Origin of the sequence: Rhizobium sp. Rhizsp82, from assembly GCF_047325115.1 — a bacterium.
Lineage (GTDB): Bacteria > Pseudomonadota > Alphaproteobacteria > Rhizobiales > Rhizobiaceae > Rhizobium.
This window is the reverse complement of the sequence record NZ_CP168571.1, coordinates 1,033,390-1,046,432: the sequence shown is the minus strand read 5'-3', so window position 1 is coordinate 1,046,432 and position 13,043 is coordinate 1,033,390. Positions and strand designations below refer to the sequence as shown.

Here is a 13,043-nt window from a genome sequence, read left to right as displayed (position 1 = left end):
ATCGCGGGCCGGGCTCACATCAGCAGCCCCGCAGCCGTCACGACACTTTGCGCGATTTCGGACATTTTCTTTTTCTCGTTCATTGCCGTCTGGCGAAGCAACGCAAAGGCTTCCTCTTCCGAAAGGCCCCGCATCCGCATCATGATGCCCTTGGCCCGCTCGATCACCTTTCGCTCCTCCAGCGCTGATTTGGCGTCGGCGAGTTCCCGTTGCAAGCGGCTGAAGGCATTGAAGCGGCTGACGGCCATGTCGAGGATCGGCTTGACGCGCTCCTTTTTCAGCCCGTCGACGATGTAGGCGGAGACTCCGGCTTCCACGGCGGCCTCGATCGAGGCGGTATCGGAGCGATCGACGAACATGGCGATCGGGCGGCTGATCGAGCGGGTCAGCTGGAAGAGATGTTCCATCATGTCCCGGTTCGGATTCTCGATGTCGATGATGATGACATCGGGTTTCAGCGTCTCGATGATCCGCGCCACGCCCTGCACCTCATGGATGACGGTGACGCGCATATGCCCCGCCTCCCGCAATCCCTCTTCGATGATCGAGGAGCGGATCGCGTTTTCATCGATGACAAGGATCGTCAGGTCGAAGTGGCTCATGCAGCATTTATGACGCAGTGCAGCAATGCTGGCAAGCGGATGGCTATAAAAATGGGCAGTATCAACAAAAGCCTACGAAATAGGCTCTTGTTGATGCAGGAGCCAATCAGGCGATGGCGAGGCCGCCTTCATCGAACAATCGGATATCCGCCGGAGCGGCGCTGAGAAAAATCCGGTCTCCGGTGTTGATCTCCGCCGCCGAGCGATATTCGACTGTGACCGGCTGGCCGTCGGGCAGCTGGCAATAGAGATACTGCGTGCCGCCGAGATATTCGGCGAAGTCGACCGTTGCCTCCAGTCCATTCGTGCCGGTGGTGCTGACGGTCAGATGCTCGGGCCGGATCCCCAATTTCACTTTGGCGCCCGATACCAGTGCGCTCCCGGCGAGACCTGATTGGACCGCCTGTCCACCAGCCGCAACCCGGCCTGCTCCCTGCCACATGGCATCGAGCAGGTTCATCCGCGGCGAGCCGATGAAGCCGGCGACGAAGGTGTTGGCCGGACGCTCGTAGATCTCGCGCGGCGTACCCGATTGTTCGATGCGCCCGTCGCGCAGCACGACGATCTGGTCGGCCAGCGTCATCGCCTCGGTCTGGTCGTGGGTCACGTAGATCATAGTGTTGCCGAGCTCGCGATGCAGACGGGCGATCTCGATGCGCATGGAGACGCGCAGCTCGGCATCGAGGTTCGACAGCGGTTCGTCGAACAGGAAGACATCGGGCTTGCGCACGATCGCCCGGCCGATCGCCACGCGCTGCCGCTGGCCGCCAGACAGCTGGCCGGGGCGGCGTTCGAGAAGATGGTCGATCTTCAGGATCGCCGAGGCGGCCTTGACGCGCGCCTCGATCTCACCCGCCTGCGTGCGCGCCATCTTCAGCCCGAAGGCGAGGTTCTCGCGCACGCTCATATGTGGATAGAGCGCATAGGACTGAAAGACCATGGCGATGCCGCGGTCCGAAGGATCGAGATCGGTGACGTTGCGCCCCTTGATCTCGATCTCACCATCGGTGACGTCTTCCAGCCCGGCGATCATTCGCAGCAGCGTCGACTTTCCGCAGCCCGAGGGGCCGACGAAGACCACGAAGGATCCCTCGGATATCGTCAGGTCGATGCCATGGATCACATCCAGGCTGCCGAAGCTCTTGCGAACTCCGGCCAGTACGACGCCTGTATCCCCCATCTTATTCACCGCGGGCCTCGCCGGCACGAACCCAGACGAGCATCTCGCCCGGCTCGCGATTGTCCCAGAAGGGGTAGGGCACGAAGCGGGCGGTGCCCGGTTTCGCGGAGGGCGGCGCGGTCCGGTAGAGATCGGCGCCCCAATCCGAAGCATCGCGGCTGACGGGCAGGTCGAGGGCGACGGCACCGCGCAACCCCGCAATCTCGGAAACCTTCGCCTTCGACGGATCTGCCGAAAGCGAAATACCGTTCAGCCCGGCGCCATTGTCCGTTTCTTCGACGCAATAGACCAGCGGCCCGCGCATCAGTGCGGTGCGGCCGGCATCCTGGCGGACGAGCGGGTTGGCGAAGAGCTTGCGCGCTGCAAGCGGAATGACGAGATCGACGGCGTCGCCACTCTTCCAGTCGCGCTCGATCCGCGCATAACCATCCGTTGAGACGGATTCGACGTTGACGCTCTCGCCATTGACCGAAAGCGTGGCGCCGTCGGCCCATTCCGGAATACGCAGCGACAAGGCAAAGCGCGCCGGGCGGTCGAGATCGAGGTCGAAATGGATCGCTCCATCCCAGGGGTAGCGGGTCGTTTGCGCCAGCTCAACCTTCGCGCCCGAGAGCTCGAAGCGGGCCTTGCTTTCTCCATAGAGATGCACGGCGATTTCGTCTTCCGCCACCGCATACATATAGGAACCGACGGAGGCCAGCAGGCGGGCGATATTCGGCGGGCAGCAGGGGCAATGGTGCCAGACCCAGCGGTGATGCTTGCCGGCGCTTTCCAGCGGGTTCTCGTAGAAGAAGGTCTTGCCATCGAGCGAAAGGCCGGCCATGGCGCCGTTATAGAGCGCCTGCTCCATGATATCGGCATAGCGCCGGTTCGGGCCGCGGCCGAGCATCCGGTTGGCCCAGAAGACCAGACCGACGGAGGCGCAGGTCTCGGCATAGGCGCTTTCGTTCGGCAGGTCGTAATAGTCGGTGAAGCCTTCGTTGGACGCTGCCGGGCCGATGCCGCCCGTCACATACATCTGTTTGGTCGTCAGGTCGTCCCAGAGCGTTTCGAGCGCCGAGGTCAGCGTATCGTCATTATACTCGGTGGCGATGTCGGCCATGCCGGCATAGAGATACATGGCACGCACGGCATGACCGACGACCTTTTTCTGATCGCGCACCGGCACATGCGCCTGGCCATATTCATAGGTCTTCTGGTGGAAATCGGCCGCACTGCGGCCGTCGCGCACCGCTTCTTCGGTGAAGAAATGCGGCTCCTGTCCGCGCTCGTCGACGAAGAATTTCGAGAGGTCGAGATATTTCTTCTCGCCGGTGACACGCGCCAGCTTTACCAGCGCCAGTTCGACTTCCTCATGTCCGCAATAGCCGGCAAGCTTGCCCGGGCCATGGCCGAAAACGGTGATCAGGTAGTCGGCATAGCGGCACATGATATCGAGCAGCTTGCGCTTGCCGGTCGCCTGGTAATAGGCGACTGCGCCCTCGATCAAATGTCCGGCGCAATAGAGCTCGTGGTGGTCGCGGAGGTTCGTCCAGCGGCGGCCGGGCTGCACGCGCTGAAACCAGGCGTTCAGATAGCCGTCCTTGTCCTGCAGCTTCTCGTACATATCGATGATTTCGTCGACGCGTGCCTCAAGCTTCGGATTGGCGCGGCGATAGAGCGAATAGGCAACGGTCTCGATCGATTTGCCGAGATCGCTGTCCCAGAACATCTGCGTTGAGCCACCCCAGGGGCCGATCGGGATGACGACGCCGGGGCTTGGCTGGCTGACGTCGATCGCCTGGATCATGCCGGCCTCGACGCAGCGGTCGAGCAGCGTTTCGGCCGTTGAATCGCAGATCGCATCCTGGCGATCGCCGAAAAGGCCGGCGAGCTCGACGCTCGGGACGGGCAGGGGGCGGAACTGGCGGTCTCTCTTCAGCTTGTTCATGGCTTCATCCATTTCGTTGAAAGATCATCATTTCACCGCGCCGGCCATCAGCCCGCGCATGTAGTAGCGTTGCAGAAGCAGGAAGACGATCAGGCAGGGGATCGTCATGACGACGACACCGGCCTGGACCGCACCCCAGTTGATGGCGCCGAGGCGCCCGGCGCGCACCGCCGTCATCAGGACGGGCAGCGTGTATTTCTCGTTGCTGGAAAGCAGCACGAGGGCGGCAAGGAACTCGTTCCAGGCGTTCAGGAAGGCAAAGATCGCGACGGTCGCGACGCCGGGCAGGACGAGCGGCAAGAGCACCCGGATCAGCAGCTTCAGATCCCGCGCGCCATCGATCCGCGCGGCTTCCTCGATCTCCTTCGGCACGGCGTCGAAGGCATTGCGCATCATGAAGACCGAGAAGGGCAGCTGTAGCGTCACATAGACGAGCGTCAGCCCGAGCAGCGAATTGTTGAGGCCGAGCTTGGCGAGAATAATGAAGAGCGGCGTCAGGATCGACTGGAACGGGATCATCAGCGTGGCGATGATCAGCACGAAGAGCACGTTCTTCAGCGGGAAGCGGTAGCGCGAGAAGCCGTAGCCGGCCAGCAGGCTGACGGCGACCGTCAGCACGACGGTGGCGAGCGACACGAAGAGCGAGTTGATCATGTGCTGCCAAATGCCGGCGCCGAACGTGTCGAGCAGCGCGTAGGCATCGAAGCTCACACCCGTCGTCGGCCATGGCGGCAGCGGCGGCAGGCTTGCCTCCGTGCCGTGACGGAAGGATGAGAGGAGCGCGATGACGAAGGGCGCCAGGAAGAAGACCGACACGGCAATGCCGGTGACGTGATAGGCCGATTGCGACCGGAAGCGCTTGCGGGCGCGACGTTCTCTCGAGGAGATCATGCGCGTTCCTCCCCGACCCTGAGCAGCCACAGCTGGACGATGGAGATCGCCACAAGGATCGCCAAGAGCGCGATCGAAAGCGCTGCGCCATAGCCGAGATTGAAGGACACGAATGACTGGTTGAAGATGTAGTAGACCACCGAGATCATCTTGTTCTGCGGTCCGCCTGAGGTCATGATGTAAAACTGGTCGAAGGCGAGAACCGAGCCGGTGACCGAGACGACCAGCGCCAGCGCGATCGTGCGGCGCATCAGCGGCAGTGTCAGATGCCGGAAACGCTGCCAGCGCCCGGCGCCATCAATGCGCGCGGCTTCCGTGAGTTCGGAGGGGATCGCCTGCAGGCCGGTCAGCAGGATGATCATCGTGAAGCCGGCAATCTTCCAGACGACCATGACGATGATGGTGGCGAAGGCCGTATCGAAGCTCGCCATGATATTCGGGCTGCGCTCGACAAGGCCGAGCGCCCGCAGCGCCGGGCCGAAAAAGCCGCTATCGACATTCGCCAGCCACACCCAGAGCAGCGAGGCAGTCGCGAGGCCGACGACGACGGGCAGGAAGATGATCGTCCTGTAGGTGCTGACAAGGCGCCGCTCCTTCTCGACGAAGATCGCCAGCGGGAATGCAACGGCAAAGATCGCGATCGTGACGATGACGGTGTAGTAGGCGGTGAAGTTTAGTGCGGCCATGAAGCGGCTGTCGTTGAACATGCGGGTATAGTTGGCAAAGCCGATCCAGCGCTGAGCGCCCATCAGCGGCCAGTTGTGCAGGCTCATCCAGCCGGTGAAGATCACGGGCATCACGAAGAAGACGATGACGAGCGCCATGGCCGGCGCGATATAGAGAAGCCCGCGCCATTGCGATCTGCGCCGCCGCTTGCGGCTGCCGGCAGGGCGCTGGGGACCTGAAACGGTCATCGAAATGCTCCGCATCTTTCATTGCTGCATGGAATGGATCGGCCGGAGAGCTGCCACTGCTCCCCGGCCGCGGCCGGGAGAGATTATTGGCCGCTGTCTATGATCGACTGCATCTCGGACTGGGCGCTCGAAAAGGCTCCGTCTTCGTCGTCACCGAAGATCGCGGCGTTGGTGAAGGTCGCCCAGGGGCCGTTGGCGCTGTTGATCAGGTCGTTGAACTGCAGCGTGTAGGGCGTCTTGGCAATCGAGATCGCCTTCAGGCCCACCTGCATGCGCGGATCGAGTCCGGCAAGCACCTGATCGGCAATGTCGCCGCGGGTCGGAAGGCTGCCATACTTGGCCATGACCTTCTGGCCGTCCATCGAATAGATATATTCGAGGAACTCCTTCACCGCATCGATCTTTTTCGTGCCCTTGGTGATGACGAAGTTATCGCCACCGGCAAAGGACGACGGCTTGCCATCGACGCCGGGGATCAGCGTCACGCCGAAATTGATATCGGGATGGCTGGTGACCAGCGTGCCGATGGCGAAGGCGCCAAGTGACTGCTGGCCGATCTTGCCGTTGGTGAAGCTCAGGAAGTTCGAACCGTTGTCGCTGGCCGCACCTGCCGGAACCAGGTCCTTCTTGACCATGTCGCGATAGAAACCGACGGCCTTGCGCATCTGTGGCGTATCGAGTGTCGCGGTCTTGCCGTCTTCCGAGAGGATATCCGCACCGGCGCCCCAGACGAGCGGCGTGAAGGTGAAGATCATGCAGCCGCCACAGCCGCCGCCGGAGAAATAGAAGCCATAGGTGTCGTCGCCGAGCTTGCGGATCTTTTCGGCATTCGCCGAAATCTCTTCCCAGGTGGTGGGCGCCTTCTCGGGATCGAGCCCGGCCTTCTTGTAGAGGTCCTTGTTCCAGGCGAAGACCGAGGTCTCGACCGAGAGCGGCAGGCCGTAGATCTTGCCGTCATAGGTGCCGAGGCGGACATGCGACGGCGACAGAGAATTGAAGTACGGCAGGCTCTTCGCCCAGTCCGAGAGATCTTCGAGTTGGCCGGCCGCAGCAAATGCCGGCGTATAGATCAGGTCCATCGACAGCGCATCGGGCGCCTGACCACCGGCGATCGCCGTCGCATATTTCTGCACCAGTTCGCTGAACGGCACTTCGGTGGCGACGACCTGGTTTTCGTGGCTGGAATTATAGGCTTCGACGACCTTCTTGAAGGCGTCGCCGATGCCGGAACGGACCCACATTTCAATTTTTTCGGCAGCCGAAGCTGTCGATACGAGGCTAAGGGTGGCAATGCTCGTTGCCACCAACAGACGCTTCATCATGGCATTCCTCCCAATATGGCGCGTCTCCTTCGCGCCGTTTCTAAATCCCGAGGGCGTCGCCCCCGCATGTCTGCCGCACGACGAGGCGGCACGGCAATTTCCGCACGCCGGGCTCCACCGGGCGCCCCTCCGCAAGCGACAGGATCGTCAATCCCGCCTGGCGCCCGAGCTCCTTCAGCTCCATATCTACCGTCGTCAGCGGCGGCCGGGTCTGTGCTGCGACAATCTCCCAATTGTCGAAGCCGACCACCGACACATCCTGCGGCACCTTGATGCCGCGCTCGCGCAACGCATCGATGACACCACGGGCGATCTGGTCGTTGCCGCAGAAGATGCCGTCGGGTTTGGAACCCGCTGCACTCCACAGCCTCGCCACCGCATCATGCCCCCAGCTCTCCGACCAGACGCCGAAGAGAACCGGCACAGCGTCGCCTGCCACCTCGCGATAGGCATTGGCGCGCTCGCGAACCGAGACGAAATCCTCCGGCCCGGTAATATGGGCGATCCGTCTGCGCCCAAGTTTCCGCAGCCACTCCGTCGCGAGCCGCGCGCCATGCCCATCATCGGAACTGAACGTGACGCTGTCAGGCGCACCTTCGGTGAAGGCGTAGACGACGGGCACGTTCAGGTTCGACAGATCGACTGGCAACCGTCTGTCCAGACGCTTTCCTGTCGCGATGATGCCGTCCACCTGCTTGTCGAGCATCGCATCGACATGGATCTGACCGAGCGCCGGATCATCCTCGATCGCGCAGAGGAAAACCGAGACGCCGTGGTCGACCAGTGCCTCCGAAACACCGGCCATGACAGGCAGCGTAAAACGGCCGTAAGTGTCGTTCGTCAGCAGCCCGATGGTGAAACTGCGCTTGCTCAGAAGGCCGCGCGCCAGAGCATTCGGCCTGAACCCAATCTCCGCCGCGATGCGCTTCACCCGCTCGCGGGTCTCGGCGCCCATGCGGCCGGTATCGTTCAACGCCTTCGATGCCGTCGATATGCTGACGCCCGCGGCCGCAGCCACGTCATGAATGGTAATCCGCCCGCGTTTTCCTCCCGAGATATTCAGCTCTTCCTCCTAAGCTTTGCGGTGAGAAAACCTTTTACCAAGTGTCGTGTCAAGTGAGAAAAGGTTTTCTCTCACGCAAATGTTGGCCGATGGCGAGAACGAAATTGTGGTGGTCGCTGTCGCATTCCAACGGAGGGCGTTCTTGGCAAATTGTCCTTGTGGTGGTAATTTTTACTACCAAGATGGAGGATGCTTCATGGCCAATGTCGAGAAAATCAGCGTTTCAATGACGCCGCAGCAGGCGGAGTTGCTGAGAGACGCCGTCAGCAGTGGCGCCTATGCGAGCAGCAGCGAAGTCATCCGCGAGGCGATGCGGGACTGGTCCGCAAAGTGGGAGAGCCGGAAAGGCGACATCGAACGTCTGCGGCGCCTCTGGGCTGAGGGCAAGGCCAGCGGAGAGCCTGTCTCGGTTGACTTCGAGACGCTGCGTGATGAAGCACGCCGGGAGTTGAGCGCGGCTCGCAAAAATGCCGGTTGATCTGGTCTGGCTGCCGCAGGCTCTCAAAGATGTGCGCGACATCTACGTGCGTATCGGCTTGGAGCAACCCCAGGCGGCCGAGCGCTTCTTCGACAGTTTTGAACGCAAGGCGAAGCTGCTGGCCGAACAGCCGCGTATGGGAGCGCGCCACCCGGAGATCGGACCGGGTGCGCGGATGCTGGTCGATGCGCCGTTTCTGATCCTCTACGAAACCATCCCTGATGACGATGACATGCCGGTTGAACGCGTTCAGATCGTTCGCGTCGTCGATGGCCGCCGCGATCTTCGCGGCCTGTTGACTTAGGTGCAGGCAATCGCCGCCCACTCAATCCGCTAATAAAGCAGCAGTTTACGAAGTTTCGGCAGCGATCCTTAACGTCTGGGGCGTAGAGAGGTCGGATGATGGTGCTGCGTGGGGATCCGTCGTCTGCGATGAGAGAGAGACTTTACTATGTCGATCGCCTGAGGGTCTCCGCCTTCGGCCTGCTGATCCTTTATCATTCCTCGGCTGCCTTTTTCCCCGATATGGGCTGGTTGCTGCATAGCGAGAATACCAGCCGCGGCTTGTCGCTGGTCATGGATTTCCCGCGTGCCTGGCGCCTTGCGCTTCTGTTCTTCATCTCCGGCATGGGCGTCGCCTTCACCTTCAAGCCGGAGCAGGGGCTGACCTTCATCTACAAGCGCACGGTGCGGCTGCTCATTCCGCTGCTCTTCGCCATGGCCGTCATCGTCGTGCCGCAGGTCTGGTACGAGCGGATGTATGAGAACGGCTATACCGGCTCGTTCCTCGAATTCTGGCTGACGCGCTATTTCACCGAGGGAAAATATCCTGCGGGCAATTTCACCTGGGCGCATATGTGGTTCGTCGCCTATCTGCTGGTGATGTCGGTGATCTGCTATCCGATCTTCCAATATCTGCTGCGGCCCGGAAATCCGATCTTCGCCTGGTTCGAGCGCGTCGCCAAAACGGGCGCCATCTACCTCTTCTTCCTGCTGCCGCTCGGCCTCAATCTGGCGCTGTCGCCGATCTACCCGCGTGAGACCAATGCGCTCTATAATGACGGCGCATGGTTTGCTGTCTGGGCCAGCTGGTTCGGCCTCGGTTTCCTGATTTCCCGCCATCACCGGGCGCTCATCGGTACGCTGATCGCGCGCCGCTATGTCAGCGGCGGGATTGCGCTTGCGACCACCATCTGGCTCTACCTGGCATCCTGGACCGTTGCGCCGGAGCAGGCGATCGGCAGCTACGATGTCAATGAGACCCTGCTTTTCAAGACCAGCGTCTTCCTGCTCGCCTGGAGCATGATCCTCACTCTGATCGGCTTTGCGGCGCGCTATCTCAATCAGCCGAGCGAGCGGCTGGTGACGATGAACCGGCTGGTCTTCCCGCTCTATATCGTCCACCAGACGGTGACCGTCGGAGCGCTCTACTATGTCCTGCCGCTCGATCTGCCGGCGATCCAGAGCTTTGCGCTCGTCGCCGCGGCAACCGCCGTCATCTCGATCGCCTTCGCGGTTGCCGTCGATCAGCTGCCGAGCCCGCTGCGTCAGTTGGTCGGCCTGACGGAGAAGCCGCAGCCTGCGCGTGACGGCGAAGCTTTGGAGCGCTCGGTGCGGCGTGGATAATCGCCGCTCTGGCGGGTTCCAGCGCGCCGATGGCGTCAATGCGCTTGCCTAATCTTCGGGGCAAATCCTATCGTGCATGATGTCGCCGAACCGAACGGATTGCATCATGACCGCTACGCGCCCGATGCCTGAAGAGAAGGGCATTCTCGAATTTCTCAAAATCTGCAGCAGCGTCTATTCAGATGACGCCGTGTCGCAATCGATCGAGGCGCAGCGAGCGCAGTATGATGCGCTTTGCGCCCGCTTCAGCCCGCCGCTCCCGGATGGTCTGACATTCGCCGATAGCCGTATTCGCGATGTCCCGACGCGGCGCTATCGCCCCGCGAAAATTACGACGCCGTCGCTGCTCCTTTATCTGCATGGCGGCGGCTTCGTCGTCGGCTCACTGGAAAGCCATCATGCGATCTGCGCCGAGCTCGCCGATTTCGCGGGCGCCGAGCTCGTTGCTGTCGACTACCGGCTGGCACCCGAGCATCGCTGGCCGGCGCAGACCGATGATTGCTTTGCCGTGCTGGAAGCGCTGGCTGCAGGCGGCAATCCCATCGTCCTGATCGGCGACAGCGCCGGCGGAAATCTTGCCGCCGGGCTTGCTTTGCAGGCGCGGGACAAGGGGATCGCGGGCATTGAAGCACAGGTGCTGATCTATCCGGCGCTCGGCGGCGATCTGACAACAGGCTCCTATATCGAGATGGCCGATGCGCCGGGGCTGACGACAGCCGATGTCGCCTACTACCGCGAAGTGCTCCAGGCTCCGGCCGGTGATCCCGTCGCCGGTGCGCTCGCAGCCAGGGATGTCAGGGGCTTGCCACCCTCCTATATCACCGGGGCGGCCTTCGATCCCTTGCGTGACGATGCCCGCCATTACGCGGCGCGGCTGGCGCAGGCGGGGATCGAGGTCTGGTTCCGCGAGGAGCCGCACATGGTTCATGCCTGGCTGCGCGCCCGCCATATGAGCGAGGGCGCCAAGCAGGGCTTTCGCGCTGTCTGTGAAGCCGTCCGCCGGTTTGCGGCCGGTTGACGCTTACATCAGGTCACGGGGAATGCGCATTTCCGCAAACACCTTCTCGAAGACCTGCACCTCACCCTCATAGGCAGTCACCACGGCGCTGATGATCCAGTCGCTGGCAGTGCAGGCGATCTTTGCCGTCGCCACCGTCCGCACGAACCAGTCCGGGCGGCGCATGTCGCAGGTCCAGGTCGAAATACCGGTCATCGACAGGGGGGCGCCCGGCGTGATCGACCAGACTTCTTCGCGCAGCTGCCGGGTCGAGAGGCCGGTATCCGGATGTTCGAACAGCCCGGTATCCTCGTGGATGCGGTAGTCGGTGCGATTGGCCGAGAGGTCCTTCAGGACCTGCCGCTTGGTGACGCCAGGCGCATGCTCGATATATTTCGGCAACGGATCGGGGTTTTCAGGCTCGGGGATCGCAATCTTCTCATGCGCGCCGAGCAGCGGCAGGCCGAGGCCGAGCGAGGCGATGTCGATCTCGACACCGGCATCTTCGGGCGGCGGCAGGATCATCGGCCAATACGCGGTCGAGATCGCCAGGCGGATCCGGTGCCCCTTGCGGAAGCGATAGCCGCAGGCATCGAGTTCGAGGCGGATCGAGACCTTCTCACCTGATGTCAGTGCCTCCGGCTCCGCATTGCCGTCGCGATGGGTGAGATTGATCACCCCGAAGGTGACGCGGGTTGCCGTCCCATCCGGATGCACATCGACGAGACGGGCGCAGAGATTGCCGGTCCTTGCCAGCGTGCGTAGCGCAAGCGTCAGCACCGGGCGGCCGAGATAGTCGTGATCACAAGCAAGCGGCACGGTCTCGAAAGTCAGCGAGCCCGCATCGTCGGAGCGCTGGTCGAGCGCCATTTCGGCATCCGGCTTCAGCGTGAAATATTCGCCCGACGACGTGCCGGTATCGAGTGGCGAGCGCAGATAGACGGCATGTTCCGGCGCCTGCGGGATCGGCATGCCCTCGGTCAGCTTGCCGAATTGCTCGACACAGAAGCACTGCATCTCCGGCTTCGACCAGGAGTCCTTGGCGATCCAGAAGCCGGGATCGAAATCGCGGCGCGGGGCAGGGCGGATGGCGTCGAGAATATAGGCACGCGTTTGAGGGAGCCGGTCGATGCCGTTGTCCTCGCCGCGCAGCCACTTGTTCCACCAGGCAATTGCCTCGCCATGAAAATCGGTGCGAGGCTTCGGCCAGGCGAAGTGCGGGTATTTGTGCACCCAGGGGCCGATCAGCGCCTTCGCCTTGTCGCCCAGCCCCTCGACCGCCATCAGCGGGGTGTTGCGATAGCCGTCGGCCCAGCCGGCGATCACGAGCGCCGGAATCTCGACCTTGGAGAAATCCTCGGAGATCGAGCCATGCTGCCAGAAGCCGTCGCGGCGCTGGTGGCTCAGCCACTCTTCCATGAAGAAGGGTTCGTGTTCCAGCCGCTCCAGCCACATCTCCTTCCAGCGCGCGCCGACAAGGGCGGGATCGGGCGACCGCGACTGATAGCCGAGCATGGTTGCGGCCCAGGAAAGCTGTGCCGAGAGATGGCAGCCGTTCTTGTAATGGATATCGTCGTTATAGCGATCGACCGTGGAAGCGATGGAGATGACCGCCTTCAGCGCTGGCGGGCGCAGTGCTGCCACCTGCAGGCTGTTGAAGCCGCCCCAGGAAATGCCCATCATTCCCACGGAGCCGTTCGACCAGGGTTGCGCCGCAATCCAGGCGATCAGTTCGCAGGCATTGGCAAGCTCGAGCTCGGTATATTCCCCGTCGATGACACCGTCGGATTCGCCGGAGCCGCGAATATCGACACGCACACCGGCAATCCCTGCCGCGGCAAAGACCGGATAGGTCGACTCGTCACGCAGGCAGGTCCCGTCGCGCTTGCGATAGGGCAGGAACTCGAAAACCGCGGGGACGGGATCGCTCTCCGCCTCATCCGGCATCCAGATGCGGGCGGCAAGCCGCGTCCCATCCTTGAGCGTGATCAATTGGTTCTCGATCGTCGTGAAGCCGCGCGCGGTCATGTCTTTTCCTTC

12 protein-coding genes are annotated in these 13,043 nt (G+C 62.3%); 4 read left to right on the top strand and 8 right to left on the bottom strand.

Features of this window, described 5'->3' with window-relative positions:
- Nucleotides 1-14: 14 nt before the first annotated feature.
- The 7 genes from ACEN84_RS29000 to ACEN84_RS28970 all read right to left on the bottom strand — a co-directional run bounded on the left by ACEN84_RS29000 (nucleotide 15) and on the right by ACEN84_RS28970 (nucleotide 7,902).
- Entirely contained in the window at nucleotides 15-602 is a 588-nt protein-coding gene (locus ACEN84_RS29000; RefSeq protein WP_112717670.1) for an ANTAR domain-containing response regulator, read from the bottom strand.
- A gap of 106 nt (nucleotides 603-708) precedes the next feature.
- Nucleotides 709-1,782 (bottom strand): ABC transporter ATP-binding protein, encoded by a 1,074-nt coding sequence (locus tag ACEN84_RS28995; protein WP_413711474.1) that lies wholly within the window; start codon nucleotides 1,780-1,782, stop codon nucleotides 709-711.
- A 1-nt stretch (nucleotide 1,783) separates the two neighbouring features.
- Nucleotides 1,784-3,712, bottom strand: coding sequence for a glycoside hydrolase family 127 protein (locus ACEN84_RS28990; RefSeq protein ID WP_413711473.1), 1,929 nt, complete (start codon nucleotides 3,710-3,712; stop codon nucleotides 1,784-1,786).
- A 27-nt stretch (nucleotides 3,713-3,739) separates the two neighbouring features.
- Nucleotides 3,740-4,603 carry a carbohydrate ABC transporter permease gene (locus ACEN84_RS28985; protein WP_130281007.1) on the bottom strand — a complete coding sequence of 288 codons (864 nt, stop codon included), beginning with the start codon at nucleotides 4,601-4,603 and terminating at the stop codon, nucleotides 3,740-3,742.
- Complete coding sequence (locus ACEN84_RS28980; RefSeq protein ID WP_413711472.1) at nucleotides 4,600-5,517, bottom strand: carbohydrate ABC transporter permease; 918 nt, start codon at nucleotides 5,515-5,517, stop codon at nucleotides 4,600-4,602. The genes ACEN84_RS28985 and ACEN84_RS28980 overlap by 4 nt, the downstream gene beginning before the upstream one ends.
- 83 nt (nucleotides 5,518-5,600) lie before the next feature.
- Entirely contained in the window at nucleotides 5,601-6,839 is a 1,239-nt protein-coding gene (locus ACEN84_RS28975) for an ABC transporter substrate-binding protein (RefSeq protein ID WP_112717678.1), read from the bottom strand.
- Nucleotides 6,840-6,879: 40 nt separating this feature from the next.
- Nucleotides 6,880-7,902 carry a LacI family DNA-binding transcriptional regulator gene (locus ACEN84_RS28970; protein ID WP_112717680.1) on the bottom strand — a complete coding sequence of 341 codons (1,023 nt, stop codon included), beginning with the start codon at nucleotides 7,900-7,902 and terminating at the stop codon, nucleotides 6,880-6,882.
- Nucleotides 7,903-8,098: 196 nt separating this feature from the next.
- Between ACEN84_RS28970 and ACEN84_RS28965 the strand changes: the two genes are divergently transcribed.
- The 4 genes from ACEN84_RS28965 (at nucleotide 8,099) to ACEN84_RS28950 (ending at nucleotide 11,024) form a co-directional block, all read left to right on the top strand.
- Nucleotides 8,099-8,380, top strand: a complete 282-nt coding sequence (locus tag ACEN84_RS28965; RefSeq protein WP_199625256.1) for a type II toxin-antitoxin system ParD family antitoxin — start codon at nucleotides 8,099-8,101, stop codon at nucleotides 8,378-8,380.
- Nucleotides 8,370-8,684 carry a type II toxin-antitoxin system RelE/ParE family toxin gene (locus ACEN84_RS28960; protein WP_199625255.1) on the top strand — a complete coding sequence of 105 codons (315 nt, stop codon included), beginning with the start codon at nucleotides 8,370-8,372 and terminating at the stop codon, nucleotides 8,682-8,684. Before ACEN84_RS28965 ends, ACEN84_RS28960 begins: the two co-directional genes overlap by 11 nt.
- 128 nt (nucleotides 8,685-8,812) lie before the next feature.
- The gene (locus ACEN84_RS28955) at nucleotides 8,813-10,006 is read left to right on the top strand and encodes an acyltransferase family protein (RefSeq protein ID WP_413711471.1); all 1,194 of its coding nucleotides are present in this window, start codon (nucleotides 8,813-8,815) and stop codon (nucleotides 10,004-10,006) included.
- Between the two features lie 106 nt (nucleotides 10,007-10,112).
- Complete coding sequence (locus ACEN84_RS28950; RefSeq protein ID WP_413711470.1) at nucleotides 10,113-11,024, top strand: alpha/beta hydrolase; 912 nt, start codon at nucleotides 10,113-10,115, stop codon at nucleotides 11,022-11,024.
- A 3-nt stretch (nucleotides 11,025-11,027) separates the two neighbouring features.
- Here ACEN84_RS28950 and ACEN84_RS28945 read toward each other — a convergent pair whose 3' ends face one another.
- On the bottom strand, nucleotides 11,028-13,031 hold the full coding sequence (locus tag ACEN84_RS28945) for a CocE/NonD family hydrolase (protein WP_413711469.1): 2,004 nt from the start codon (nucleotides 13,029-13,031) through the stop codon (nucleotides 11,028-11,030).
- Nucleotides 13,032-13,043 lie beyond the last annotated feature (12 nt).